This window comes from Acinetobacter johnsonii (genome assembly GCF_048551975.1).
In the GTDB taxonomy this organism is placed as follows: domain Bacteria; phylum Pseudomonadota; class Gammaproteobacteria; order Pseudomonadales; family Moraxellaceae; genus Acinetobacter; species Acinetobacter johnsonii_A.
On record NZ_JBIMCF010000114.1, the window covers coordinates 1 to 318 of the forward strand.

1 pseudogene is annotated in these 318 nt (G+C 44.0%); it reads right to left on the minus strand.

The window, feature by feature from the left end:
- Window positions 1-48: 48 nt before the first annotated feature.
- Window positions 49-318 (minus strand): annotated as a pseudogene (locus ACG9ZB_RS16855) (cytochrome o ubiquinol oxidase subunit I); the annotation flags it as partial.

Genomic DNA, 318 nt, shown 5'->3' on the forward strand with positions numbered 1-318 from the left:
TGCTCATCGTGTCCGTGGTTTTCGTGATGACGTACGTCAGCCCTTGTCTTAGTCCTTCTTCAAATGTTTTTCAAGAATCGCGTAACGTTCATTTTCAATACGCTCAACTTCAGCAGCAGGACCATAGTAGTCCACATTCTTCGTAAACGAAGACGCGATGAAGCTGATAATAGCAGCGATGAACATCACAACAACTACCCACCAGATATGCCAGATTAAACCAAAGCCCATTACAGTAATGAACATGGCAATCACAATACCAGCAGCACGATTCGTTGGCATATGAATGTCTTCGTATGAAGTGGGTTTCGCATACGC